We start from the raw sequence: 22,807 nt of genomic DNA on the forward strand, positions 1-22,807 counted from the left end.
AACAACAGTATATCAACCGCTCCTTCGCCCCCGAGCCGGGTCGGCGCCTTCTCCGACACGGTGCCGCGGCCATTTCGGCCAGACTTCAAAGGTTTTGCTTACAAATAGCCTTTACAAATAGCCAACGAATGAAAACCCCGACCGCGATCGACCCGGACGACTTCGACCGCCTGCTCAGCCGGAACCTCAAGCTCCCGCTGCTCGGCGGCCTGATCGGCGCCCTGGTGTTCACGGGGCTGATCGTGTTCCTGCTCTCCACCATCCGCTGGGTCGAGCACAGCGACCGCGTCACCCGGGCCGCGAGCGAGCTGCAGCGCCGCAGCACCGACATGGAAAGCGGGCTGCGCGGCTTCCTGCTCACGGGCGAGGACCGGTTCCTCGACCCCTACCAGAGCGCACTGCCCCGGATCAAGGGCGACATCGATGCGCTGCGCAAGCTGGTGTCCGACAACCGCCAGCAGGCCGAGCGGGTGGAGCGCATCGCGGCGCTGCAGGAGGACTGGAACCGCTTCGCGCAGGAGCAGATCGCCGCGCGCCGCGCCGGCGCCGACTACCAGCAGGCGGTGCGCGAGGGCCGCGGCAAGCAGATCAGCGACGGCGTGCGCGCCGAGTTCGCCGCCTTCATGGACACCGAGCAGGGCCTGCGCTTCCAGCGCAACGAGGAGGCGAACCGCACCAGCTGGATGGTGGTCGGCGTGTTCCTGTTCTTCACGGTGGTCTTCACCGGCCTGGTGGCCTACTTCGGCCGCCGGCAGCTGATGCGGCTGTCGCAGAGCTACGACGTGGTGCTGCAGGAACAGGCCAACCACGCCGAGCGGCTCGCGCAGCAGGCCTGGCTGCGCAGCCTGCAGACCGAGCTCGTGGGCGAGCTGGTCGGCGAACTGAGCGCCAGCGACGTGGGCCGCAAGGTGCTGGCCTTCTTCTCGCGCCACCTCGGCAGCGCGGTGGGCGCGCTCTACGTGCGCGAGCGCCACGGCAGCCTGCGCCGCGCGGCGAGCTACGGCTTCTCGATGGAGGCCGAGGCCTCGCCGCAGGTGTTCTCGCCCACCCAGAGCCTGGTCGGCCAGGCCGCCGCCGAGCGCCGCCGCATGCTGGTGGAGCCGATCCAGGCCGACTACCTGAAGGTGAACTCCGGCCTGGGCGAGATGTCGCCCTCGGCCGTGCTGCTGGTGCCGCTCGTGAGCGACGGCCTGGTCAACGGCGTGGTCGAGCTCGGCCTGCCGCGCGCGCCCGATGGGCGGACCAACGACCTGCTCGACCTGGTGACCGAGGACATCGGCGCCTCGCTGGCGGCGGCCCGCTACCGCGAGCAGCTGCAGGACGCGCTGACCGAGACGCAGCAGCTCAACGAGGAACTGCAGGTGCAGCAGGAGGAACTGCGCACCGCGAACGAGGAGCTCGAGGAGCAGTCGCGCGCGCTGCGCGCCTCGCAGGCGATGCTCGAGAACCAGCAGGCCGAGCTCGAGCAGACGAACAGCCAGCTCTCGGAGCGCACCGAGGCGCTCGACCAGCGCAATGCCGCGCTGCGCCGCGCGCAGCGCGACCTCGAGGACCGCGCCGACGAGCTGCAGCGGGCGAGCCGCTACAAGTCGGAGTTCCTCGCCAACATGTCGCACGAGCTGCGCACGCCGCTCAACAGCGCGCTGATCCTCGCCAAGCTGCTCGGCGACAACCCGCAGGGCAACCTGAGCGCCGAGCAGGTGAAGTTCGCCGAATCGATCTACGCCGCGGGCAACGACCTGCTGACGCTGATCAACGACATCCTCGACATCTCCAAGGTCGAGGCCGGCAAGCTCGAGGTGGTGGTCGAGGAGGTGGCGCTCGACAGGCTGGTGCAGGGCCTCGACGACACCTTCCGGCCGCTGGCCGCCGACAAGCGCCTGGGCTTCCGCATGGAACTGCAGCCCGACGTGCCGGCCACGCTGGTCACCGACCGGCACCGCGTCGAGCAGATCCTGAAGAACCTGCTGTCGAACGCACTCAAGTTCACCGACGGCGGCGAGGTCTCGGTGGTGGTCTCGGCCGCGCCCGACGGCGGTGCGGCCTTCGCCGTCTCCGATTCCGGCATCGGCATCGCGCCGGAGCAGCAGGCGCTGATCTTCGAGGCCTTCCACCAGGCCGACGGCACCACGAGCCGGCGCTACGGCGGCACCGGCCTGGGCCTGTCGATCTCGCGCGACCTCACGCAGCTGCTCGGCGGCACGCTCTCGGTGCAGAGCGAACTGGGGCGCGGCAGCACCTTCACGCTGCAGCTGCCGGCCGTGGCGCCGCAGGGCCTGGCGCCCGCACCCGTCCCGGCTCCGGCGGCGCCCGCGCTGCCCATCCGGCCGGCGGCGCCGCGTGCGGCCTCCCCTGCCCCGCAGGTCCCCGCCGCACCGGCGCCGCGCGCGCCCGTGCCGGCGCCGCTCTTCGCCGACGACCGCGCGCTGCCGGCCGACCAGGTGCGCCGCGTGCTGGTGATCGAGGACGAGCCGCAGTTCGCGCACATCCTCTACGACCTCGCGCACGAGCTCGGCTACCGCTGCCTGGTGGCGCACGGCGCGGCCGACGGCTTCGAGCTGGCACAGCAGTTCGTGCCCGATGCCATCCTGCTCGACATGCGCCTGCCCGACAGCACCGGGCTGGACCTGCTGCAGCGCCTCAAGGATTCGCCCCAGACCCGGCACATCCCGATCCACGTGGTGTCGGCGGCCGAGAACGCGCAGGCCGCCGCGCTGCACATGGGCGCGATCGGCTACGCGCAGAAGCCGGCCACGCGGGCCGAGCTGATGCAGGTGTTCGCGCGGCTGGAGGAGAAGCTCACGCAGAAGGTCAAGACCGTGCTGCTGGTGGAGGACGACGAGCTGCAGCGCGAGAGCGTGATCCGGCTCATCGGCGACGAGGACATCGAGATCGTCGCCGTCGGCTCGGGCGAAGAGGCGCTCGCGCTGCTGCGCCAGCGCGTGTTCGACTGCATGATCACCGACCTGCACCTGCCGGACATGCAGGGCAGCGAGCTGCTCAAGCGGATGGCGGCGGAGGAGATCGTCTCGTTCCCGCCCGTGATCGTCTACACCGGCCGCAACCTCACGCGCGACGAGGAGGCGGAGCTGCAGCGCTACTCGCGCTCGATCATCATCAAGGGCGCACGTTCGCCCGAGCGCCTGCTCGACGAGGTGACGCTGTTCCTGCACAAGGTGGAGGCCGAGCTGTCGAGCGAGCGCCAGGGCATGCTCAAGGCCGCGCGCGGGCGCGACCGCATCTTCGAGGGCCGCACCGTGCTGCTGGTGGACGACGACGTGCGCAACATCTTCGCGCTCACCAGCGCGCTGGAGCAGCGCGGCGCCGCGGTCGAGATCGGCCGCAACGGCCGCGAGGCGCTCGACAAGCTCGAGCAGGTGCGCGAGATCGACCTGGTGCTGATGGACGTGATGATGCCGGAGATGGACGGCCTCGAAGCCACGCGCCGGCTGCGTGCCGATCCGCGCTTCGAGAAGCTGCCGGTGATCGCGATCACCGCCAAGGCCACGCGCGACGACCGCGAGCAGTGCCTGGCCGCGGGCGCGAGCGACTACCTCGCCAAGCCCGTGGACCTGGAGCGCCTGTTCTCGCTGCTGCGCGTGTGGATGCCGAAGATGGAGCGGCTGTGAAGCCCGCCGCCACGCCACCGCCCCTGCCCGCCGTGCTGAGCAACACGGAGATCGAGCTGCGGCTGCTGATGGAGGCGATCTACCTCAAGTACAGCTACGACTTCCGCAACTACACGCTGGCCTCGCAGAAGCGCCGCGTGCTGCATGCGCTCGCGCAGCTCGGGCTGCCGAGCATCTCGGCGCTGCAGGAGAAGGTGCTGCGCGACCCGATGCTGTTCGGCCGGCTGCTGCAGTACCTGACGATCCCGGTCAGCGAGATGTTCCGCGACCCGGCGTACTTCCTCGCGCTCCGGCGGCACGTGGTGCCGATCCTGCACACCTATCCCTCGGTGAAGGTCTGGGTGGCGGGCTGCAGCACCGGCGAGGAAGTGTTCTCGCTCGCGATCCTGCTGCGCGAGGAAGGCCTGCTCGCGCGCACCCAGATCTATGCCACCGACATCAACCCCGCCTCGCTCGAGAAGGCGCGCCAGGGCATCTTCCCGATCGACGCGATCCGCGGCTACACGGCCAACTACCAGCGCGCGGGCGGGCTCGGTTCGTTCTCGGACTACTACACGGCCGCCTACGACGCCGCCCGCTTCGACCCGGCGCTTTGCGCCGACGTGATCTTTGCCGACCACAGCCTCGCGACCGACAGCGTGTTCGCCGAGACGCAGCTGGTCTCCTGCCGCAACGTGCTGATCTACTTCAACCGCGAGCTGCAGGACCGCGCGCTCGGGCTGTTCCACGAATCGCTCTGCCACCGCGGCTTCCTGGGCCTGGGCGCCAAGGAGAGCATCGACTTCTCGAGCTACGCCGAGCGCTTCGAGGCCCATTCGCGGCCCGAGCGCATCTACCGCAAGGCCTCATGACGCCGAAGGCCACCTTCCTTTCCGAACGGCGCATCGAAGCCGTCGTGCTCGGCGCCTCGGCCGGCGGCATCGAGGCGCTGCTGGCGCTGCTCGACGGCCTCGCGCCGCCCTGGCGCCTGCCGGTGGTGATCGTGCTGCACCTGCCCGAAGGCCACGAGAGCCACCTCGCCGAGATCTTCGCCGAGCGGCTGCAGGTGCCGGTGCACGAGGCCGCCGACAAGATGCCGGTGGGCGCGGGCGCCGTGTATTTCGCGCCGCCCGGCTATCACCTGTCGATCGAGCGCAACCGCTGCTTCTCGCTGAGCTGCGAGCCGCCGGTGCGCTTCTCGCGGCCCTCGATCGACGTGCTGATGGCCTCGGCCGCCGACGCCTACGGCAGCGCGCTCGCCGGCGTGCTGCTCACCGGCGCCAACGACGACGGCGCCGAGGGCCTGCACCGCATCTACTTGGCCGGCGGGCTCACCGCCGTCCAGGCCCCTCACGACGCACAGGTTCCCACCATGCCCGAAGCGGCCATCGCCCTGCACCGCCCCGATCACGTGCTTTCCCTGCGCGAACTGCGCGCGCTGCTCTTGCAACTGGAGTCCGCCCATGCCCATTGACGTCGAAAGCAAGCTGCTGATCGTCGATGACCTGCCCGAGAACCTGCTCGCGCTCGAAGCGCTGATCCGCGGCCCGGGCCGCGCGGTGCACCGCGCCACCTCGGCCGAGGAAGCCCTGGCGCTGCTGCTCGACCACGAGTTCGCGCTCGCCATCCTCGACGTGCAGATGCCCGGCATGAACGGCTTCGAGCTGGCCGAGCTGATGCGCGGCACCGAGCGCACGCGGCACATCCCGATCATCTTCGTGAGCGCCGCGGGCCGCGAGCTCAACTACGCCTTCCAGGGCTACGAAAGCGGCGCGGTCGACTTCCTGCACAAGCCGCTCGATCCGCACGTGGTCGCGAGCAAGGTCAGCGTGTTCGTCGACCTGCATCGCCACCGCAAGGCGCTGCGGCACGAGCGCGACGCGCTCGCGGCCGCCAACCAGAAGCAGGAAGAGCTGGTGTGCCGGCTGCGCCACACGCAGCGCGAGCTGGAGCATGCGGTGCGCATGCGCGACGACTTCATGTCCATGGTCTCGCACGAGCTGCGCACGCCGCTCAACACGCTCTACCTCGAGACCCAGCTGCGCCAGCTGCACGTGGCCAAGGGCAACCTCGAATCCTTCGCGGCCGACCGCCTGCCCGCGATGATCGAGCGCGACCAGCGGCAGATCCGCAACATGGTGCGGCTGATCGACGACATGCTCGACGTGACGCGGCTGCGCCGCGATGCGCTGTCGATCCGGCCCAAGCCCGTGGACCTGGCGGCGCTCGCCCGCGCGGTGGTCGAAGGGCTGCGGCAGCAGGCCGACGCCGCGGGCTCGTCCATCGCGCTGGAGGCGCCGCACGCGCTGCACGGCGTATGGGACGAGTTCCGCATCGAACAGGTGCTGACCAACCTGTTGACCAACGCACTGCGCTACGGCAGCGGCAAGCCCGTGCACATGGTGCTGCGCGAGGCCGAGGGCATGGCGCACATCGCGGTGCGCGACCAGGGTATCGGCATCGCGCCCGAGGACCAGGCGCGCATCTTCGAACAGTTCGAGCGCACCGACGACAGCCGCAAGCACGCGCCCGGCCTCGGCCTCGGGCTCTACATCACGCGCCGCATCGTGGGCCTGCACGGCGGGCGCATCGAGGTGGAAAGCACGCCCGGCGAGGGTGCGCTGTTCCGCGTGGTGCTGCCCCTGCATGCCGACGCCCGCGTGGCGGAAACCGCGCAACCGTAGGCGCCCTCCTACGGCCGCGGGCGCCGCGGGCCGGGATACTGCGGGGTCTTCTTCCGCCTGATTGGAAACCGCCTCCGTGAACGTGCTGATCGTCGACGACAACGAAGCTGCCGCAGACCTGCTTCGAGAACTGCTGACCCTGCAGGACCACACCGCCCGCTGCACCTACACCGCGCAGCAGGCACTCGACGCCGCGGCGGCGGAACGCTTCGACGCGGCGCTGATCGACCTCACGCTGCCCGACTTCCCAGGCACCGAGGTGGCGCGCCGGCTGCGCGCCGAGCCGTCGCAGGACCGGCCGCGCCTGCTGGTGGCGATCTCGGGCTTCTCGGCCGACGACGCGCCCGGCGCGGCCGCGCGCAACCTGTTCGACCACCACCTGCAGAAGCCGATCGACATCGGCCAGCTCACCAGCATCCTGGCCGCCGCGCGCTGAGCCGGCGGCGTGGTTCAGCGCGCCGGCTCGCGGCGCGACAGCTCCACCTCGGCGCCCGCGGTATCGAAGGCGATGGTGGGCGCGGTGAAGTCGCTCAGCGGGGCGCCCAGGCCGATCTCGCCGCGGCCGTGCAGCACGCATTCCTCGCGCCGCAGCGCGATCTCCTGGCTCGGCGCGCCGTTGCCGTGGAAGCGCACCCAGGTGCCGTAGGTGCTCAGGTCGGTCAGCACGCAGCTGCCGTGGCGCAGCTCGATGCGCGCATGCAGCCGCGACACGCGCGGATCGCTGACCACGAACTGCGCGTCGTTCACGCGACCGAGGTGGATCGGCAGCTGGTCCGTGCGGAAGGTGGAGCGCACGTCGAGCCAGGCCAGTTCGATGCGCCCGAACGACGAATCGGGCATGCGCATCGGCGTGAGCGAGGCCGGCACCGTGAGAAAGGCCGTCAGTTCCTCCTGCCAGTCGATGCGGTGCACCGCCGACATCTCGCTGCGTCCGCGGATGGTGATCAGCCCCAGGTCGCGGTGGCGCACGCCGGCCTCGCTGAGCTGCGCGATCACCGCGTCGGTGGCCCAGATCTGTCCCGGCCCGGCCAGGTCGCTCAGGCGCGAGGCCAGGTTCACCGCGTCGCCGAAGCAGTCGCCCTCGACCTCGACCACCTCGCCGCTCGCCACGCCGATCTGCAGCGCCATGCGCAGCGGCGCGGGCCAGGCCATGAGGCGCTTCTGGTGGTAGCGCTGCAGCTCGATCACCGCATGGGTGGCCGGCGCGGCGTTCGAGAAGATCGCGAACACGCCGTCGCCGAGCGACTTCACGACCCGTCCGCCATGCGCCTGGCAGATGCCGCCGATCCACTGGATGAGCCGCGTCACCGTTTCCGTTGCCCGCGCATTGCCCATGGCTTCGAAGATCCGTGAGCTGTCGGTCAGGTCTGCGAAAACGACGGTGGGATGGACGTCCATTGGATGAGTGAGTGGGTGAGCGGCCATTTTCCCCTGATGAGTCGCGCGGCGTGTGGCGATCGCGCTCCCGGCCCGGCGTTGTGATTACTTTCGGTTTAACTGTTGCAGTTTTACTTCAGATGCAACGTAAAGTTTGTTGTTTACAAACAAGAAGCAGTGTTTGCCGACTTGTGATTTACATGGGTGAGGCTTAAGGTAGCAATCGTCTGTCCTCTCGGCCCTTGCGCTTCCTGCCTTCCATGTCGTTCTTCCGTCGCTTTCTCCGGCTTCTCGGAGTTCCCGGTCTCGGATCCCCGCGGGTGGGAGAGCATCAGCTGGGCCGGATCCGGTCGGCCATGCTGTCGGTGCTGCAGGCCCACGGCGGACATTCGGTGCAGCGGGTGGCGCAGCGCGTGCGCTTTGCCAACGACGTGGAATCGCTCTGGTACCTGCGCCAGGACGTGATGGTGGCCCTGAGCGCCATCGACGGCGAGGCCGCCGCGCGGCGGCAGATGAAAGCCATCAACAGCATGTTCAAGGGCGGATTGCCCGGCTCGATGGGCCCTCGCACCCATCAACGCAGTTACTGACCCACCCCCGTCCCTCGCGCACTTCGTGTCGCTCGACTCCCCCCTCGAGGGGGCAACACCAGCGGCCCGGCGAAGCCGGTTCCGCGGTGTTTCCCGGTTTTGGAGGGGCCTCCTTAGGCGTGGTCGTGGTGGTCGTGCGCGTGGCGATGGCCCCAGACCATGAAGACATCGCGGCCGTCGGCGGCGAGTTCGACCTGGGCGCCGACGGGGAGCAGGATCTTGGTGGGCACGTGGCCGAAAGGAAGGCCGGTGAGCACAGGGACCTTGAGGAGGTGGCGCAGCCGGTCGACCACGCTCTCGAAGCCGAAGCCGCGGTCGTAGCCCGGCACCTTGCGCATGCCGGTGAACTGGCCGAAGACAATGGCGCGCTGGCGCGCGAGCACGCCGGCCATGCGCAGCTGGTCGAGCATGCGCTCGACGCGGTAGGGATGCTCGTTCACGTCCTCGATGAAGAGCACGCCCTTCTCCACCTGCGGAAAGTACGGCGTGCCGAGCAGGCTCGTGAGCACGCAGAGGTTGCCGCCCCACAGCGTGGCGCCGTGCACGGGCTTGAACTTCAGCTCGGCATCGCGCGCGGGCATGCGCCAGCCGGTGCCTTCGCCCTGCCCGCTCAGGAGATCGTCGAAGCAGGCCTCCATGATGTCGTCGGCACCGCCCTCGGCGCCGAAGTCCTCGCCGACCGCGGGGCCGGCCCAGCTCACGGCCCCGGTCTTGGCGAGCAGCGCGCTCTGCAGCGCGGTGAAGTCGCTGAGGCCGACGAACTCGGTGCCGCGGCCGATCGCCTTGGCGATGGCCTTGTAGGGAATGGCGTCGAGGATGCGCGTGAGGCCGTAGCCGCCGCGCGCGATCAGCGCGATGTCGGCGCCGCTGGCCGCGGCCCGTGCGATCGAGGCGAGCCGCGTGGCGTCGTCGCCCGCGAAGCGCTGGTGCACCGAGAGCGCGGCTTCGTCGATCTCGACCTCGTGGCCAAGGGCCTGGAGCCGCTTCACGCCGCGGCGGAAGGCGGCCTTGTCGCGGATCGCGCTCGAAGGGGAATAGATGTAGATGTGTTTGGTCACGCCGCCGAGTATCCCATCGCGTCGTGCACCTGCCGGGCGAGCGCGGCGGCCTGCGCGGCGCTCGGGCCCGAGACGTTCGACGGCGCCACGGGGCCGAGCGCACGCAGCGCGGCCTGGAAGCCGCGGTCCGGGAACGGCGCACGCCATGCGTCGCCCGCCGGCTCGCCGCCATCGGGTGCGCACAGCACCGCCGCGAAGCGTCCCGGCCGCGCGGCCTGCAGCAGCGCCGCGAGCGCACCGGCGGCGGCGCTGTGCACCAGCACCGCGGGCGCGGGGCCGATGCGGTCGAGCCATTCGACCAGCACCTCGCAGTGCCATGCGAGCCGGTGCACGGCGTCGCGCTTGGGCTTGTCGCTCTTGCCGAAGCCGATCAGGTCGGGCGCCAGCATGCGCAGCCCGGGCGTGCGCGCGAGATGCCGGAAGAAGTAGCTCCATTCGCCGGGGCCGTGCAGGCACAGGGCGAGCGGCGCGTCGGCCGGCCCTTCGTCGAGGTAGTGCATGCGCCAGCCCTGCAGCGCCGGCAGGTCCTGCACGTAATGCGCCGCGAAGGGATAGTCGCCGAGCGCCTCGAAGCGCGCCGCCGGCGTGCGCAGCGCATCGTCGCGCAGCGGCTCGGCCTGCTCGCGGGCGGCCTCGCGGCGCTCGCGGAAGAAGGCCTGCAGCAGCGCCGCGCATTCATCCGCAAGCACGCCGCCCGACACCTGCGTGCGGTGGTTGAGCCGCGGCTCGGCGAAGAGATCGAGCACCGAGCCCGCGGCGCCGGTCTTGGGATCGGGCGCGCCGAACACCACGCGGGCGAGCCGCGCATGCAGCATGGCGCCGGCGCACATCGCGCAGGGCTCGAGCGTGACGAAGAGCTCGCAGCCGTCGAGCCGGTAGTTGCCGAGGGCGGCGGCGCCGGCGCGCAGCGCGTCGATCTCGGCGTGGGCGCTCGGGTCGTGGCGTGCCACGGGCATGTTGCGGCCGCTGGCGACCAGCTGGCCGTCCTTCACGAGCACCGCGCCGACCGGCACCTCGCCCGCCTCGGCCGCGCGCCGCGCCTGCTCGAGCGCGAGCGCCATCCAGTGCGCGTCGCCCGCAGGCTGCGCGGGTGGCACGGCGTCACTCGTCATCGGGCATCCTGCGCGCCTTCGCCGCGGCGTCGAGCGCGTCCTTGACCTGCTGTTCGGCCTGCCGTGCCTGCAGCCGCGGATCGGCCGCCGCGCCGACGCCGACCCCCTCGCGCGCGGGCGCGGCGGGGGCGAGCTGCTTCTTCGCGAGCAGCCCGACGACCACGAGCGCCAGCACCAGGCCGAGCAGTCCGACCATGCGCATCTCAGCGTCCTTCGGCCGCGGGTGCATCGGCCATCAGGCCGAGGCGCTCCATCCATGCGGCGAGCGCCTTTTCGTCGCTCGTGCCGGCGCCGTAGACGGCATGCATCGCGGCATGGGATTCGCGCCGATGCTGGTTGAGCTTGACCTTGCATTGCAGCGCGCGCACCTGCAGCTCGAAGCCCATGATGCCCGCGAGCATCTTGTGCTGGAACTCTTCGCCGAGGTCGCGCCACTGCTGCGCGTAGGCGGGCTCATGCTCGCCGATGAGCTTCTTGAGCAGCGCGTCCTTGGCCATGGGCTCCTCGATCAGCCGCGCTTCCACCGTGCAGTGCACCGCAAGGTAGTTCCAGGTCGGCACGCGCGCGAGGTCGGGATAGACCGAGGGCGACAGGTAGGCGTGCGGCCCGAGGAAGGTGGCGACCGCCTGCGGCCGCGCCTGCAGGTAGCGCCAGTGCGGATTGGGCTTGGCGCAGTGCCCCAGCAGCACCAGCTCGCCGTCGGCGCGGCGTTCGGCCACCAGCGGCAGGTGCGTGACGAAGGGCAGGCCGTCGTCGTCGTTCGAGATCAGGCTCGCGAAGGGATGCGAGCGCATCAGGTCCAGCGCGATGGCCGGGTCCTTGGCATTGAACTGCGGGGGCATGTACATGGGGCGGTTTCCTCGTGGCGAGGTCCGATTGTCCCCGAGCCGGCCCTGTCCGCTACGGCTTCGCGCGCCTGGCCTCGAGCAACTGCACCATCGCCGTGTAGCCGCGCGCCTTCGCGAGCTGCAGCGGCGTGTTGCCCTGGCGGTCGGTGAGCGCGAGGTTCGCACCGGCATCGACGAGCGCGGCCAGCGTGCGCTGGTGGCGCGGCCCGCCGTCGCCGAGCACGATGGCCTCGATCGCGGCCGTCCAGTGCAGGTTGTTGACGTGGTCGAGCGGCGCGCCCGCGGCGATCAGCCGGCGCACCACCTCGTCGTGGCCCAGGTGCGCGGCGGCGATCAGCGCGGTGCCGTCATAGCGGCTCGTGACCTGGCTCGCGCTCGCGCCGAGAGAGAGCAGCAGCGCGAGCGTCGGCACGTCGTCGGCCACCGCCGCGATCGTGACGGCGTCGTAGCGGTCGACCTCGAGCGCGTCGAGCCGGGCGCCGGCCTTGGCGAGCAGTTCGATCGCGCCGCGCTGCCGCGCATGCGCCGCCACGTGCAGCGGCGTGCGGCCGTGCGCATCGCGTGCCTCGAGGTCGGCGCCGGCCGCGATCAGCGCCTTCATCTTCGCGAGATCGCCCAGCCACGCCGCGCGGTGCAGGCCCTGGTAGGCCTGGGCCTCGGCGGGCTGCGGCGGCACCTGGGCGCGCGCGAACGGCGCGAGCGCCAGCAAGCCGAGCAGCAGGAGGCGGCGCCGGTCGGTCATCAGAGCAGGCTCTTGACCTTCTCGAGCGCGGCGTTGGCGCACTGCTCGTCGAGGTGGCCGCCCGGCGCACCGCCCACGCCCACGGCGCCGATCACTTCGTTGCCCGACTTCACCGGCACGCCGCCGCCGAGCAGCAGGAAGCCCGGCAGGTAGACCAGGTTCGCGCCGCCGGGGTTCTTCTGCGAACCTTCCATCATGGCCTGCGTGGGCGCCTTGGCCGAGGCCGAGGTCCATGCCTTGCGTTCGCTCGAGGCCAGGGTGTGCGGGCCGGCATTGTCGGCACGCTGCACCGCGCGCACGGTGCCGGCGCGGTCGACCACGGTGGCGGCCACGTTGTAGCCGTTGGCGGCGCAGGCGGCCACCGCCTCGGCGGCGATCTGGTTGGCGAGCGCGAGCGAGATGTTCTTCTCGGTGCGCACCGCGGCGGCGGCGGGCGTCTGGGCCTGGACGGCGGTGGCGGCGAGCAGCGCGGCGATGGCGCCGAGGCGAAGGATGGAACGCATGTTCGTTGTTCTCCAGTGATGCGGTTGATCGCGCCGGCGGGTTGCCGGCGGCTGTGCCAGTGTAGAAAACGCCGGCCGCCGCGGCCATTCGTACGGCTACGCGCGGCGCTCCGTAGTTCTACGGAGCCGGCGGGCGATCAGCCCTCGGCGTCCACCAGCACCGCATAGCGCCGGATCAGTTGCGCGAGCGAATCGCATTCGAGCTTGGCGAACAGGTTGGCGCGGTGCGTCTCGACCGTGCGCGGCGACAGCGCGAGCCGGCGCGCGATCTCCTTGTTGGTGAGCCCGGCCACGATGAAGGCCAGCACCTCGCGCTCGCGCTCCGACAGCTGCGCCACGCGCTCGCGCGCCGCCTGGTCGGCCTGCGCGCGTTCGCGCGAGCGCACGTGCCGGCGCACCGCCTGCTGCAGCGCCTCGAGCAGCTGCTCGTCGTCCACCGGCTTCTCGAGGAACTCGGCCGCGCCGGCCTTGAAGGCGCGGCGGCACATCTCGACCGTGCCGTGGCCGGTCAGCATGATGACGGGCTGGTCCACGCCCTGCGCCACCAGCCGGTCGAGCACCGTGAGCCCGCTGATGCCGGGCATGCGCACGTCGAGCACGATGGCGCCCACCCCGGCGCGGTCGAAGCCGTCGATGAAGGCCTGCGGATCGGCCCATTCCTGCACCCGCAGGCCGACAGTGCCGATCAGCAGCGCCAGGCTCTCGCGCACCGCACGGTCGTCGTCGATCAGGTGGATCAGCGGCGACTGCGGCGGATGGATCACGGGGCCGCTCATGCCGCACGCTCCGGCGTCGGTGCCGCCACCAGCGGCAGCAGCAGCGTGAAGCGCGCGCCGCGCGGCGCGACGTTGGCCGCGCTGAGGCTGCCGCCCATACCGCTCGCGAGGGTCTCGCTCAGGCTCAGTCCGAGTCCGAGGCCGCCCTCGCGGGTGCTGAAGAAGGGCTCGAAGAGCCGCGGCAGGGCCTCGGGCGAAATGCCTCCGCCGTTGTCGGTGACGGTCAGCACGCCCTCCTCCCCGTTGCGTCCGACCGCGACCGCGAGCCGCCGCTCGGCCGCCGGCACCCGTTCGAGCGCCTGCAGCGCATTCATCAGCAGGTTGTGGACGATCTGCTCGAGCGCCACCGCGTCGGCCTGCACGCGCACCGGCGCCTGCGCGGCGGCATCGAACTGCGCCGCGACCGCGCGCTTCTCGAACTCGGGTGCGAGCAGGTGCATGGCGCTGCGCACCAGCTCCTGCAGCACCAGCGGCCGGACCTCGCCCGCGGCCTCGGGCCGCTCGATCACGCGGCGCAGCCGGCCGACCACGCCCGCGGCCCGGCGCGCCTGCTCGACCGCCTGCCCCATCGCGTCGCGCGCGGTGGCGAGGTCGGGCGGGTCGTCGTCGAGCAGCCGGCGCGCGGCCTGCGCGTTGGCGAGCACGGCAGTGAGCGGCTGGTTGAGCTCGTGCGCGAGCCCCGCCGAGAGTTCGCCCAGCGCATTGAGCCGCGCCACCTGCCCGAGACGCAGCAGCTCTTCCGCGCGGCGCCGCGCCACGCGCTGCCGCTGCGCGGCCCAGAGCCCCGCGAGCAGCAGCGCCACGGCGGCGGACCAGAGCACGATGCGGCGCCACGGCAGCTCGCGCCAGCCGACCTCGCGCACCGCCACCAGTTCGAACGGCTGGCTCGGCGAGGCCAGCGCCTTGGCGAGCTCGAAGCGCCAGCCGCCCGCGGCCGGCTGCCCGGGCTGGATCTGCAACTGCTGGCCGTCGCGCTGCAGCCGCAACGCGACCGGGCTGCGCTTCGGGTCCATCGGCCAGTCGCGCCACGGCACCGAACCGGCCAGGTCGATCTCCAGCGCATAGCTGAACGGCGTGGCACCGATCACGAGCTGGTAGCGGCCGCGCGCGAGGTCGACCGCGGCCAGTTCCGCACGGCGCTGGCTGCGCGAGCGCGCCTCGGCGGCGGCCAGCGCGCCGGCCTGGGCGCCGTCGGGCCAGGAGGCATCGCGCTCGCGCCGCTGCACGCGCAGGATCGAGGGATAGACCGAGGGCAGGCGCTGCTCGGGATGCTCGGCGCCGGCGCCGGGCTCGAGCAGCGCGAGCGTGGCGAGCACCGCGTCGTACTGCACCATCTGCTGGCTCATGAGCCGGTGCGCGATGCGCACGTCGGTCTCGAAGGCCTGCTGCAGCTGCGTCAGCTCGGCGCGCGCGAGCCACACCGCGCCCGCGCCGGTGAGCGCCAGCCACGCCAGCCACCAGACACCCTGCGCACGCAACCACTGTTTCATGGCGCGGATTGGGCCCGCGCGCCACGCGGGCGCCGGCCTTGGCCCAGAATGCGGGCCCAGACATGACGGAACTGCAGGACTCTCTTTTCCCCGACCTCCCGCCTCTGCCCGAGGCGCCGCGCGCCGCGCCCCCGCCGGACGAAGCGCCCGCCGCGCCGAAGAAGCCGCGCACCGCCACGGTCGCGCCCGTGCCCCCCCATCCCGCACTCGTCGAACTGGCTGCCGCGCTGCCGCCCGGCCTGCGGCTCGGCACCTCGTCGTGGAGCTATCCGGGCTGGGCCGGCCTCGTGTGGGAGGGCGAGCATGCCGAGTCGGTGCTGTCGAAGCACGGGCTCGCGGCGCTTGCGCGGCATCCGCTCTTTCGCACCGTGAGCCTGGACCGCAATTTCTACCGCGCGCTCACGGCCAGCCAGTACGCGCGCTATGCGGCCATGGTGCCCGACGACTTCCGCTTCGTCGTGAAGGCGCCCAGCCTCGTGACCGATGCGACGGTGCGCGACGAGAGCGGGCGCGGCACCGAACCCAATCCGGTGTTCCTGAACAGCGAGATCGCGATCCAGGAATTCGTGCAGCCCGCGCTCGAGGGCCTGGGCCACCGCATCGGCGCGCTGGTGTTCCAGCTGAGCCCGATCCCTTCACAGCTGCTGGCCGACCAGGACGCGCTGCTGGCGCGCATCGGGGCCATGCTCGCATCGCTGCCCGCGCTGCAGCCGACGGCGCCCGAGGCGGTGATCGCGGTCGAGGTACGCGACCCGCAACTGCTCTGCCCCGCCTTCGCCACCATGCTGCGCGATGCCGGCGCCACCTTCTGCATGGGGCTGCATGCCAAGATGCCGCCGATCGAAGCGCAGCTGCCGATGCTGCGCGCGCTCTGGCCCGGACCGCTGGTCTGCCGCTGGAACCTGCACCGCCGCCACGGCCGCTTCGGCTACGAGGACGCCGAGAAGCTCTACGGCCCGTTCGACCGCATCGTCGATTCCGATCCCGAGACGCGCGAGGCGCTCGCGCGCGTGATCGCGGGCACCACGGGCGCGGGGCAGCGCGCCTACGTCACGGTCAGCAACAACGCCGAGGGTTGCGCGCCGCTGACGATCGCCTCGCTCGCGCAAGACATCGTCGCCGCGGCCGCCAAGCAGCGGGCGCCCTGAGGCCGGGGCTTCAGCCCTCGAGCGCTAGGTACACCCGCCCGCCCTCGATCTTCACCGGATAGCTGCGCAGGTCCTCGGTCAGCGGCGCGCACATCGCCTTGCCGGTGCGCACGTCGAAGCGGCCCTGGTGCAGCGGGCATTCGATCTCGTGGCCTTCGAGGAAGCCGTCGCACAGCCGCGCGTGGCCGTGGGTGCAGATGTTGTCGGTGGCGTGGATGCCGTCCTCGGTGCCGTAGAGCGCGATGTCGCGGCCCTGCACCTCGATGCCGATCACGTCGTCGGCGGGAACGTCGCCGACCGCCGCGGCGTCGACCCAGGTGGTGGTGCTCATGTCTTCTTGCTTTCGTGGGTGTGGCGCGGGGCGCTTCAGTTGTCGGGCTTGAGGCCGGCACGTTCGATCACGGGCTTCCAGCGCGTGCGCTCTTCCTGCATGAACTTCGCGAGCGCCTCGGGCGTGCTGCCCACGGGGTCGAAGTACGCGGTCTGCAGCCGCTTCTGCGTTTCGGGGTCCTGGAGCACGGCCGCGATCTCGCGGCTCATGCGCTGCACGATCGCGTCGGGCGTGCCCCTGGGCGCCATGTAGGCGAACCACGGCACGGCCTGGATGTCCGGCAGGCCCGATTCGCGCAGCGTGGGCAGCTCGGGCAGCAGCGCCGAACGCTCGGCCGAAGTGACGGCCAGCGCCTTGAGCCGGCCCGCCCGGACCTGCGGCATCACGGTGACGGGCGGCAGGCAGGCGTACTGCACGTCGCCCTGCACCAGCGCGGTGACCGCCTGGCCCGAGGACGCGTAGGGAATGTGCACCGCGAACGAGTGGGTCTTGAGCTTGACGAGCTCCACGCCCAGGTGCGAGATCGAGCCGTTGCCGGTGGAGGCGAAGTTGAACCTGCCGGGGTTCTGCTTCATCGCCGCGAGCCAGCCGCGGACCGAATCGACGTTCATGCTGTTCGACACCGCGCACACGTTGGGCGTGGTGGCCGCGAGCGACACCGGCACGAGGTCCTTGAACGGGTCGTAGGGCAGGTTCTTGTAGAGGATGGTGTTGTAGACCAGCGGCGCGTTGACCGAGAGCAGGAAGGTCTGGCCGTCGGGCGCCGACTTGCTGGCCTGGTCGGTGCCGCTGTTGCCGCCCGCGCCGGGCTTGTTGTCGACGACGAGCGGCTGGCCGATGCGCGCGGCGAGCTTGTCGTTGACGATGCGCGCGAGGATGTCGGGCGAGGAGCCGGCCGCGAACGGCACCACGATGCGCACCGGGCGCTGCGGCCACTCGCCCTGGGCGTGGGCCGCGATGGCCAGTGCCGATGCGGCGAAGGCCAATGCGAGACGAACGCGCCTCATGGCTTCGCCTCCACGTCGACCATGCCCTGGTGGTCCTGCTGCTCGCGCGCGATGAAGCCCGCGATGAGCGCGCGGTAGGCCGCCTCGACCACCTCCGGGTAGGCGCCCTCCTTCTCGGCCAGCGCCCTCACCTTGTCGATCACCTCCTGCTGGCGCTGCGGCGCCGAGACCTGGAAGGCATCGCGCTTGAAGCGCGCCGCGTCCTTCACGTAGCGGCCGCGCTCGGCCAGCAGCGCGACGATCTGGCGGTCGAGGCGGTCGATGTTCTCGCGCACCTCGGCGAGGTTGGCGCACAGCGGCACGTAGGCGGGATCGGTGAAGCGGCGCAACGCTGCGCCGTGTGTCTCGGGTTCTCTTTTTTCTTCGGGCATGGTTCAGATGGGGTAAATGATGGAGTTGGGGATCATTTCGCTGTCGAACACGCACAGCCGCGCGGCGAACTTCAGGCCTTCGGGCGTGCGCACCACGCGGTCGATGTAGCGGCCGACGTTGAACACCGTCGAGGGGCCGTCGAGCTTGGTGCGGAACACCGCGTAATTGGCCTCGCTGTGGATCGTGCCGTCGGCATCGACCGCATGCACCAGCGGCAGCCCGACCACGTGGCGCTGGTAGTACGGGTCGTGAAACAGGGTCTCCTGGATGCCATAGACCCGGTCTTCGAGCATGCCGCGGCTCTCGAACGAGAGCGTGGCGAGCGGCAGGCCGCGCTCGTGGTTCTCGCGCGGCTGCAGGCGGTAGCTGCACTGCTCGGTGAAGAAGCCGGGCCAGCGTTCCCATCGGCCCGAATCGACCGCCTGGGCGTAGGCGCTGTAGAGCGCCGCGAGTTCGAGATAGCCGTCGGCATCGAGCTTGTTCGTCATGCCGCCTCCATCACTTCGCGCCAGTAGCGGTACATGCCGCGGATCAGCGTCTCGGTCACCATGTGGTCGGTGTTCTCGACCTCCCGGCCGCCGAGCTCGGCCAGCGTGCGGTGGCCGGGTTTCTGCTCGAAGCCTTCCTGCGAGAACTCGATCACCTCGCCGTCGTCGGCCGAGACGAAGCCCGCGGGCCCGAACAGGTTGGCCTGGCGCAGGCGGCGCTGGGTCATCTCCTCGGTGTCGTCCTCGAAGCCGAAGTGCGTCCAGACGAAGTCGAAGGCATCGTGGCCCGCGGGCTGGATGTGGCGCGTCGAGACGCTGTTGACCTGCTGCTGCAGGATCAGGCTCGGAAACAGCGTCATCATCACCGCGGTCGGCCCGCCCCACCAGGGCTCGGGCACGATGTCGAGGAAGCGCGGGTCCTTGAGCTGCATGCTCTCCTTGAAGCTCGACACCTGCGTGACCTGCGCCGCCTTGCCCGCGCTGCCGCGCGTGGAGATCATCGCGGCGTGGCGGCCGCGCGCGTCCATCTTGAGCTCGGATTTGTTGTCGGCGCGCCAGAGTCCGAAGGTGACGAACCAGGTGTGCAGCAGGCCCGGGTGGTACGGGTCCTTGATGTTCTCCTGCATCAGCTTCCAGTTGCCCGGGATGCGCTGGCGGCTGTAGCCCAGGATGGTGAGCTTGCGGCCGTCGAACAGGCGGTCGAAGTAATGCAGGATGTCGGGGCCGAGAAAGTCCTCGAACGACTCGACCTCATGGTCGAACGAGGCGAACACCACGCCGCCGCGCGTCGCGACCTTGAGCTTGGTCAGCCCGTGCTCCTCGGTCCTGAAATCGCCCGGCATGCCGCCGTTGACCTTGCCGTCCTGCTTCACGCCGCGGCGGAACGGCACGCCCTGCAGGTCGCCTTTCAAGGTGTAGTTCCACTGGTGGTAAGGGCAGACGAACTCCTTGCGGTTGCCGTGGCGCTCGCGGCAGAACTGCATGCCGCGGTGGGCGCAGACGTTCTCGAACACGTGGATCGCGCCCGCCTCGTCGCGCGCCATCACCACTGAGCGCTCGCCGATCGCGGTGCGCTTGAAGTCGCCAGGGTTCGGAATCTCGGCTTCGAGGCCCACGTAGCACCAGTGCTTCTCGTAGAAGAAGCGCTGCAGCTCCTTCCGGTGCAGCGCCTCGTCGGTGTAGGCCATGAACGGGATGCGGCTGGTCTTGTCGCTCTCCCATCTGAGTTCGACGGGGAACACGGTCTGCGTGGTCATCGCGGGTCTCCTTTGCTTCTTCTTTGGTATTCAGGTGCCTTGCAGGTAAAAGGCATCGGCATGGATCTGTTCGGGCGCGAGGCCGCGCGCGCGCACGAGCTGCGTCACGGCCTCCACCATCGGCGGCGAGCCGCAGAGGTAGGCGCGCCAGCCTTCGGGGCCGGCGGGCCAGTCGGCGCGGATCGCGTCGGTGATGAGGCCCGTGCGCCAGCCTTCGCGCGCCGGACCGGTGACCACGACCACCTGCACCTTCAGGCCCGGGTGCAGCGCCTGCAGCGCGCGCAGTTCTTCCAGGCCGTACACGTCGGCTTCCGAGCGCACGCCGAGGTACAGGTGGATCGGCTGCATCAGGTCCGCCGCGATCGCGCCGCGCACGATCGAGAGGATCGGCGCCAGGCCCGTGCCGCCCGCCGCGCAGAGCATCGGCCCGCGGTGCCTGGTGCGCAGGTAGGCGGTGCCCAGCGGCCCGCTCACGCGCACCGCATCGCCGACGCGCAACTGCTCGAACACATGGGCCGTGACGCGGCCGCCGGGCACGCGGCGGACATGGAATTCGAGTTCCGCGTCGCGGCTCAGACCGGCCATCGAATAGGGTCGCGCGAGATCGGGCGCGAACTGCAGCTGCGCGTACTGGCCCGGCGAAAACGCCAGCGGCTTGTTCGGCTTGAGCCGCAGCCGGCGGATGTCGTGCGTGAGCACGTCGATGCCCGTGACCGTGGCCTTGAGGATGCGCGCAGGATGCACCACCACCTCGTCGGGCTCGGGAATCTCGATCGCGCAGCTTTCGGTCAGGGTGCTCTGGCAGGCCAGCACGTAGCGCTCGGCCGGGCCGTCGGGGCGGATCGCATCCTGCCCGGCGTCGAGCACCTGGCCGGAAACCACCTTGCAGCGGCAGGTGCCGCAGCGCCCCGACATGCAGCTGTACGACACCGGCACATGGTGCTCGCGCAGCACCTCGAGCAGGTTCGCGCCGGGGCGGACCTCGAGGGTGCGGGCAAGCGGGTGGATGTGCAGGTCCATCGGTGGGCTCTTTCTGGGTGCCGGCGGCGGGCGGCCGGCCTGTCTCTCTGGCGGCGATGATGCGCGCCCCTGCCCGATTGACCAATAGAATCCCGTGAATCGGCCACATCACTGCCGTGAATAAAGCCCGGCCATGCAACTCAAGGACATCGACCTCAACCTGCTGCTGGTGTTCGACCGCATGCTGGCCGAGAAGCGCGTCTCGGCCGTGGCCGAATCGCTGGGCCTCTCGCAGCCCGCGATCAGCAATGCGCTGGCGCGGCTGCGCCGGCTGCTGGGCGACGAACTGTTCCTGCGCACCGCGCGCGGCATGGAGCCAACGCCGTTCGCGCTGCAGCTCGCCGAGCCGGTGGCCTACGCCATGGGTGCGCTGCACACCGCGCTCAACCAGCAGGTGGTGTTCGACCCGGCCACCAGCACGCGCAGCTTCACGCTCGCGATGACCGACATCGGCGAGATCTACTTCACGCCGCGGCTCATGGACCTGCTCTCCCAGGCCGCGCCCGGCGTGACGATCAGCACGGTGCGCAACAACAGCAACAGCACCGCCAGCCTGCGCGACGAGCTCGAATCCGGGCACGTGGACATCGCGATCGGCCTGCTGCCGCAGCTCAAGGCCGGCGTGTTCCAGCGCCGGCTGTTCCTGCAGCGCTACGTGTGCCTGTTCTCGGGCGCGCATCCGCTGGCGCAGAAGCGCAGCGTCTCGCTGAAGGACTTCGTCGCGGCCGACCATCTGCTGGTGCAGGCCGCCGGCACCGGCCACGGCAAGGCCGACGACGTGATGGCCGCGCAGGGCATCCAGCGGCGCATCCGGCTGCGGGTGCCGCACTTCGTCGCCATCGGCCACATCCTGCGTTCGAGCGACATGATCGCGACCGTGCCCGAGCGGCTCGCCCAGAGCATCGCCGAGCCTTTCGGGCTGGTGTGGCGCCCCCACCCCGTGGCGCTGCCGCAGATCGCGATCAACCTGTTCTGGCACGCCAAGGTGCACCGCGATCCGGGCAACCAGTGGCTGCGCGGGCTGTTGTTCGACAAGTTCGCGGATGCGGGCTGAAGCCTCAGGCCGGCCACTTTCCCCGCGGTTCGTAGATGTGTTCGCCGACGTGGCTTTCGAGCAGCACGAAGGCATCGGCATGCCAGCGCAGCGCGGGCGCGACCGGCTGCAGCGCGACCTTGCGCGGCGTGTAGCCGAGCGTCATGTGCGGCGTGAAGCCGCGCTCGGGCTTGAAGCCGGCGTCGGCGAGCGCTTCGCCGAGCCGCTGGCGAAAGGCCACGAGCGCGGCCGTGCCCGCCGGCTGGCCGCTCGCGAGCACGAAGGCGCGGCTCTTGTCGAAGCGCAGCGCCTCGTCGAACGCGATCTCGAACGCAGGCGGTGCCACCGTGGCGGCGGCGTCGAGCGCGGCCTGCAGCACCTTGCGCGGCACGGCCGTGTAGTCGCCCAGGTGATGCAGCGTGACATGCAGGCGCTCCGGATCGGTCAGCTTGGCCTTAAGCGAATGCGCGCCGTCGAGCTGCGCGGCCAGCGCCGCGACGGCCTCGGCCACCGCGGGCGGCGGCAGGATCGCGAAGAAGAGCGAGCGAGGCAGGCGCTCCCGGGGTTTGGCGGCGCCGCGCGCGCGGCGCAAGGGCGCCGGCGGCGGATCGATGCCGGGAAGAAGGAGCTGTTCGGGCATGAGGCGTGTCGGGCACCGGATGCGAAACCAAAGTCCCGCAGCCGGCCAAACGCTCGATCTTGGCACAATGCGACGCCTCATCCCTCGCCTCCTTCGCATGACCACGCCACTGATCGACGGCCCCGATGGCCAACCCCGCTGCCGCTGGTGCGCCTCGGCGCCCGAGTTCCTCGGCTACCACGACGACGAATGGGGCCATCCGGTCGCCGACGACCATCGCCTGTTCGAGAAGATCAGCCTCGAAGGTTTCCAGTCCGGCCTGAGCTGGCGCACCATCCTCGCGAAGCGCGAGAACTTCCGCGCCGCCTTCCACGGCTTCGACTTCGACAAGGTCGCGCGCTTCGGCCAGAAGGACGTGGAGCGCCTGCTGCAGGACCCGGGCATCGTGCGCCACCGCGGCAAGATCGAAGCCGTGATCCACAACGCCGCGCGCGCGCAGGAGATGGTCGCGCGCGAAGGCTCGCTCGCCGCCTTCTTCTGGCGCCACGAACCCGATGCCGCGACGCTCGGCACGCCGCAGACGCTGTCGACCTCGGAGGCCTCGATCGCGCTGTCGAAGACGCTCAAGAAGCTGGGCTGGAAATTCGTCGGCCCGACGACGGTGTATGCGTTCATGCAGGCGATGGGGCTGATCAACGACCATGCCGAAGGCTGCGTGATTCGCGCGAAGGTGGACCGGGCGCGCGGCAGTTTCAAGCGGCCGCGGAACTCGGCCTGAGCCGCG

General features: G+C 70.7%; 25 protein-coding genes. 9 read left to right on the forward strand and 16 right to left on the reverse strand.

What is annotated here, in order from left to right; all coding sequences use genetic code 11:
- Positions 1-128: 128 nt before the first annotated feature.
- The 5 genes from M2165_RS21565 to M2165_RS21585 all read left to right on the forward strand — a co-directional run bounded on the left by M2165_RS21565 (position 129) and on the right by M2165_RS21585 (position 6,728).
- Complete coding sequence (locus M2165_RS21565) at positions 129-3,629, forward strand: response regulator (protein WP_280816624.1); 3,501 nt, start codon at positions 129-131, stop codon at positions 3,627-3,629.
- Positions 3,626-4,480, forward strand: coding sequence for a protein-glutamate O-methyltransferase CheR (locus M2165_RS21570; protein WP_280816625.1), 855 nt, complete (start codon positions 3,626-3,628; stop codon positions 4,478-4,480). Before M2165_RS21565 ends, M2165_RS21570 begins: the two co-directional genes overlap by 4 nt.
- The gene (locus M2165_RS21575; RefSeq protein ID WP_280816626.1) at positions 4,477-5,082 is read left to right on the forward strand and encodes a chemotaxis protein CheB; all 606 of its coding nucleotides are present in this window, start codon (positions 4,477-4,479) and stop codon (positions 5,080-5,082) included. The genes M2165_RS21570 and M2165_RS21575 overlap by 4 nt, the downstream gene beginning before the upstream one ends.
- On the forward strand, positions 5,072-6,292 hold the full coding sequence (locus M2165_RS21580; RefSeq protein ID WP_280816627.1) for a hybrid sensor histidine kinase/response regulator: 1,221 nt from the start codon (positions 5,072-5,074) through the stop codon (positions 6,290-6,292). The genes M2165_RS21575 and M2165_RS21580 overlap by 11 nt, the downstream gene beginning before the upstream one ends.
- A gap of 61 nt (positions 6,293-6,353) precedes the next feature.
- On the forward strand, positions 6,354-6,728 hold the full coding sequence (locus M2165_RS21585) for a response regulator (protein ID WP_280816628.1): 375 nt from the start codon (positions 6,354-6,356) through the stop codon (positions 6,726-6,728).
- Between the two features lie 14 nt (positions 6,729-6,742).
- Here M2165_RS21585 and M2165_RS21590 read toward each other — a convergent pair whose 3' ends face one another.
- Positions 6,743-7,690, reverse strand: a complete 948-nt coding sequence (locus tag M2165_RS21590; protein ID WP_280816629.1) for an adenylate/guanylate cyclase domain-containing protein — start codon at positions 7,688-7,690, stop codon at positions 6,743-6,745.
- A gap of 335 nt (positions 7,691-8,025) precedes the next feature.
- Between M2165_RS21590 and M2165_RS21595 the strand changes: the two genes are divergently transcribed.
- Positions 8,026-8,259 (forward strand): hypothetical protein, encoded by a 234-nt coding sequence (locus tag M2165_RS21595; protein WP_280816630.1) that lies wholly within the window; start codon positions 8,026-8,028, stop codon positions 8,257-8,259.
- A 113-nt stretch (positions 8,260-8,372) separates the two neighbouring features.
- Here M2165_RS21595 and M2165_RS21600 read toward each other — a convergent pair whose 3' ends face one another.
- From M2165_RS21600 to M2165_RS21635, 8 genes are all read right to left on the reverse strand, one after another.
- On the reverse strand, positions 8,373-9,317 hold the full coding sequence (locus M2165_RS21600) for an LD-carboxypeptidase (RefSeq protein WP_280816631.1): 945 nt from the start codon (positions 9,315-9,317) through the stop codon (positions 8,373-8,375).
- Positions 9,314-10,429, reverse strand: coding sequence for a tRNA adenosine(34) deaminase TadA (tadA, locus tag M2165_RS21605; RefSeq protein ID WP_280816632.1), 1,116 nt, complete (start codon positions 10,427-10,429; stop codon positions 9,314-9,316). The genes M2165_RS21600 and tadA overlap by 4 nt, the downstream gene beginning before the upstream one ends.
- Complete coding sequence (locus M2165_RS21610; protein ID WP_280816633.1) at positions 10,419-10,631, reverse strand: hypothetical protein; 213 nt, start codon at positions 10,629-10,631, stop codon at positions 10,419-10,421. The genes tadA and M2165_RS21610 overlap by 11 nt, the downstream gene beginning before the upstream one ends.
- Before the next feature lies 1 nt (position 10,632).
- Positions 10,633-11,277 carry an FMN-binding negative transcriptional regulator gene (locus M2165_RS21615; RefSeq protein ID WP_280816634.1) on the reverse strand — a complete coding sequence of 215 codons (645 nt, stop codon included), beginning with the start codon at positions 11,275-11,277 and terminating at the stop codon, positions 10,633-10,635.
- Between the two features lie 52 nt (positions 11,278-11,329).
- Positions 11,330-12,019, reverse strand: a complete 690-nt coding sequence (locus M2165_RS21620; RefSeq protein WP_280816635.1) for an ankyrin repeat domain-containing protein — start codon at positions 12,017-12,019, stop codon at positions 11,330-11,332.
- Positions 12,019-12,522: a heme-binding protein gene (locus M2165_RS21625; protein ID WP_280816636.1), complete on the reverse strand. Its 504-nt coding sequence runs from the start codon at positions 12,520-12,522 to the stop codon at positions 12,019-12,021. The genes M2165_RS21620 and M2165_RS21625 overlap by 1 nt, the downstream gene beginning before the upstream one ends.
- Positions 12,523-12,659: 137 nt before the next feature.
- Positions 12,660-13,298, reverse strand: a complete 639-nt coding sequence (locus M2165_RS21630; RefSeq protein WP_280816637.1) for a response regulator — start codon at positions 13,296-13,298, stop codon at positions 12,660-12,662.
- Positions 13,295-14,788, reverse strand: a complete 1,494-nt coding sequence (locus M2165_RS21635) for an ATP-binding protein (protein ID WP_280816638.1) — start codon at positions 14,786-14,788, stop codon at positions 13,295-13,297. The genes M2165_RS21630 and M2165_RS21635 overlap by 4 nt, the downstream gene beginning before the upstream one ends.
- 62 nt (positions 14,789-14,850) lie before the next feature.
- Between M2165_RS21635 and M2165_RS21640 the strand changes: the two genes are divergently transcribed.
- A complete protein-coding gene (locus M2165_RS21640) occupies positions 14,851-15,936 on the forward strand; it encodes a DUF72 domain-containing protein (RefSeq protein ID WP_280816639.1) in 1,086 nt (361 codons plus the stop codon).
- A gap of 10 nt (positions 15,937-15,946) precedes the next feature.
- On the opposite strand, the gene M2165_RS21645 is transcribed toward M2165_RS21640, so the two are convergent.
- The 6 genes from M2165_RS21645 to M2165_RS21670 are packed head-to-tail and all read right to left on the reverse strand — an operon-like array spanning position 15,947 to position 20,410.
- Positions 15,947-16,267: a non-heme iron oxygenase ferredoxin subunit gene (locus M2165_RS21645; RefSeq protein WP_280816640.1), complete on the reverse strand. Its 321-nt coding sequence runs from the start codon at positions 16,265-16,267 to the stop codon at positions 15,947-15,949.
- Positions 16,268-16,302: 35 nt separating this feature from the next.
- Positions 16,303-17,274 (reverse strand): tripartite tricarboxylate transporter substrate binding protein, encoded by a 972-nt coding sequence (locus tag M2165_RS21650; RefSeq protein WP_280816641.1) that lies wholly within the window; start codon positions 17,272-17,274, stop codon positions 16,303-16,305.
- Positions 17,271-17,645, reverse strand: a complete 375-nt coding sequence (locus tag M2165_RS21655) for a chorismate mutase (protein WP_280816642.1) — start codon at positions 17,643-17,645, stop codon at positions 17,271-17,273. Before M2165_RS21655 ends, M2165_RS21650 begins: the two co-directional genes overlap by 4 nt.
- Positions 17,646-17,648: 3 nt before the next feature.
- Complete coding sequence (locus M2165_RS21660) at positions 17,649-18,134, reverse strand: aromatic-ring-hydroxylating dioxygenase subunit beta (RefSeq protein ID WP_280816643.1); 486 nt, start codon at positions 18,132-18,134, stop codon at positions 17,649-17,651.
- On the reverse strand, positions 18,131-19,390 hold the full coding sequence (locus M2165_RS21665; RefSeq protein ID WP_280816644.1) for an aromatic ring-hydroxylating dioxygenase subunit alpha: 1,260 nt from the start codon (positions 19,388-19,390) through the stop codon (positions 18,131-18,133). The genes M2165_RS21660 and M2165_RS21665 overlap by 4 nt, the downstream gene beginning before the upstream one ends.
- Positions 19,391-19,420: 30 nt before the next feature.
- Entirely contained in the window at positions 19,421-20,410 is a 990-nt protein-coding gene (locus M2165_RS21670; RefSeq protein ID WP_280816645.1) for a 2Fe-2S iron-sulfur cluster-binding protein, read from the reverse strand.
- A gap of 133 nt (positions 20,411-20,543) precedes the next feature.
- On the opposite strand from M2165_RS21670, the gene M2165_RS21675 reads away from it, so the two are divergent.
- The gene (locus M2165_RS21675; RefSeq protein ID WP_280816646.1) at positions 20,544-21,464 is read left to right on the forward strand and encodes a LysR family transcriptional regulator; all 921 of its coding nucleotides are present in this window, start codon (positions 20,544-20,546) and stop codon (positions 21,462-21,464) included.
- 4 nt (positions 21,465-21,468) lie between these two features.
- Here M2165_RS21675 and thpR read toward each other — a convergent pair whose 3' ends face one another.
- Positions 21,469-22,083: an RNA 2',3'-cyclic phosphodiesterase gene (gene thpR / locus M2165_RS21680; RefSeq protein WP_280816647.1), complete on the reverse strand. Its 615-nt coding sequence runs from the start codon at positions 22,081-22,083 to the stop codon at positions 21,469-21,471.
- Between the two features lie 97 nt (positions 22,084-22,180).
- Between thpR and M2165_RS21685 the strand changes: the two genes are divergently transcribed.
- Positions 22,181-22,801 carry a DNA-3-methyladenine glycosylase I gene (locus M2165_RS21685; RefSeq protein ID WP_280816648.1) on the forward strand — a complete coding sequence of 207 codons (621 nt, stop codon included), beginning with the start codon at positions 22,181-22,183 and terminating at the stop codon, positions 22,799-22,801.
- The last annotated feature ends 6 nt before the right edge of the window (positions 22,802-22,807 follow it).

The organism is Variovorax sp. TBS-050B (assembly GCF_029893635.1).
Lineage (GTDB): Bacteria > Pseudomonadota > Gammaproteobacteria > Burkholderiales > Burkholderiaceae_C > Variovorax.

Coding starts and splice junctions, on each gene's coding strand:
- M2165_RS21565 (WP_280816624.1), top strand. CDS start 129: ATGAAAACCCCGACCGCGATCGACCCGGACGACTTCGACCGCCTGCTC.
- M2165_RS21575 (WP_280816626.1), top strand. CDS start 4,477: ATGACGCCGAAGGCCACCTTCCTTTCCGAACGGCGCATCGAAGCCGTC.
- M2165_RS21580 (WP_280816627.1), top strand. CDS start 5,072: ATGCCCATTGACGTCGAAAGCAAGCTGCTGATCGTCGATGACCTGCCC.
- M2165_RS21590 (WP_280816629.1), bottom strand. CDS start 7,690: ATGGACGTCCATCCCACCGTCGTTTTCGCAGACCTGACCGACAGCTCA.
- M2165_RS21595 (WP_280816630.1), top strand. CDS start 8,026: ATGCTGTCGGTGCTGCAGGCCCACGGCGGACATTCGGTGCAGCGGGTG.
- tadA (WP_280816632.1), bottom strand. CDS start 10,429: ATGACGAGTGACGCCGTGCCACCCGCGCAGCCTGCGGGCGACGCGCAC.
- M2165_RS21610 (WP_280816633.1), bottom strand. CDS start 10,631: ATGCGCATGGTCGGACTGCTCGGCCTGGTGCTGGCGCTCGTGGTCGTC.
- M2165_RS21615 (WP_280816634.1), bottom strand. CDS start 11,277: ATGTACATGCCCCCGCAGTTCAATGCCAAGGACCCGGCCATCGCGCTG.
- M2165_RS21620 (WP_280816635.1), bottom strand. CDS start 12,019: ATGACCGACCGGCGCCGCCTCCTGCTGCTCGGCTTGCTGGCGCTCGCG.
- M2165_RS21625 (WP_280816636.1), bottom strand. CDS start 12,522: ATGCGTTCCATCCTTCGCCTCGGCGCCATCGCCGCGCTGCTCGCCGCC.
- M2165_RS21630 (WP_280816637.1), bottom strand. CDS start 13,298: ATGAGCGGCCCCGTGATCCATCCGCCGCAGTCGCCGCTGATCCACCTG.
- M2165_RS21635 (WP_280816638.1), bottom strand. CDS start 14,788: ATGAAACAGTGGTTGCGTGCGCAGGGTGTCTGGTGGCTGGCGTGGCTG.
- M2165_RS21640 (WP_280816639.1), top strand. CDS start 14,851: ATGACGGAACTGCAGGACTCTCTTTTCCCCGACCTCCCGCCTCTGCCC.
- M2165_RS21645 (WP_280816640.1), bottom strand. CDS start 16,267: ATGAGCACCACCACCTGGGTCGACGCCGCGGCGGTCGGCGACGTTCCC.
- M2165_RS21650 (WP_280816641.1), bottom strand. CDS start 17,274: ATGAGGCGCGTTCGTCTCGCATTGGCCTTCGCCGCATCGGCACTGGCC.
- M2165_RS21655 (WP_280816642.1), bottom strand. CDS start 17,645: ATGCCCGAAGAAAAAAGAGAACCCGAGACACACGGCGCAGCGTTGCGC.
- M2165_RS21660 (WP_280816643.1), bottom strand. CDS start 18,134: ATGACGAACAAGCTCGATGCCGACGGCTATCTCGAACTCGCGGCGCTC.
- M2165_RS21665 (WP_280816644.1), bottom strand. CDS start 19,390: ATGACCACGCAGACCGTGTTCCCCGTCGAACTCAGATGGGAGAGCGAC.
- M2165_RS21670 (WP_280816645.1), bottom strand. CDS start 20,410: ATGGACCTGCACATCCACCCGCTTGCCCGCACCCTCGAGGTCCGCCCC.
- M2165_RS21675 (WP_280816646.1), top strand. CDS start 20,544: ATGCAACTCAAGGACATCGACCTCAACCTGCTGCTGGTGTTCGACCGC.
- thpR (WP_280816647.1), bottom strand. CDS start 22,083: ATGCCCGAACAGCTCCTTCTTCCCGGCATCGATCCGCCGCCGGCGCCC.
- M2165_RS21685 (WP_280816648.1), top strand. CDS start 22,181: ATGACCACGCCACTGATCGACGGCCCCGATGGCCAACCCCGCTGCCGC.